Source organism: Alcanivorax sp. HI0044, assembly GCF_001634945.1.
In genome coordinates this window covers 1-488 of record NZ_LWEZ01001463.1, presented here as the reverse complement: position 1 = coordinate 488, position 488 = coordinate 1, and the positions used below count along the sequence as shown (strand labels likewise).

Sequence of the window (488 nt, the reverse complement as noted above, 5' to 3'; positions counted from 1 at the left end):
CTCGATTTCCATGAGCAAGGCCCCTACGCCGGGACGGTGCACTTCGATACCGACAAAGTCCTTGTCCGGGTCGGCGGCGGCCATTTGGGCCAGCGACTGGCCCATGCCGTAACCGATCTCGAGCACCCGCGGAGCATCGCGGCCGAAAACGCGTTCGGGATCCAGCGCGCCCTGATCCCGCTCCAGTCCGAAGCGGGGCCACAGGGTATCCAGGGCATTGCGTTGCCCGGCGGTCAGGCGGCCCTCGCGCAGGACAAAGCTGCGCACCTTGCGCATGACCTTGCCGGTTTCCGGGTCTTTATCGTGGTTGATGAAATCGAGCATGGGGCCGGACTACCGTTATGAAAGAGGCGGATGAAAGAGTGACGTTGTAGCAGTGGATTATAACAAAAAGGACCGGCTGACGGTGAGCGCTCCCTCTTCACGCTATCTTGATCGATGATGGGTAAAGTGAGCACAGAGATTCAGCACAACTCTGCCCTGAAGTG

Annotated in this window: 1 pseudogene; it reads right to left on the bottom strand. The window is 60.0% G+C overall.

The annotated features are described in order from the left end of the window. A pseudogene (locus A3730_RS22055) lies at positions 1 to 324 on the bottom strand (tRNA (guanosine(46)-N7)-methyltransferase TrmB); the annotation flags it as partial. Positions 325 to 488 lie beyond the last annotated feature (164 nt).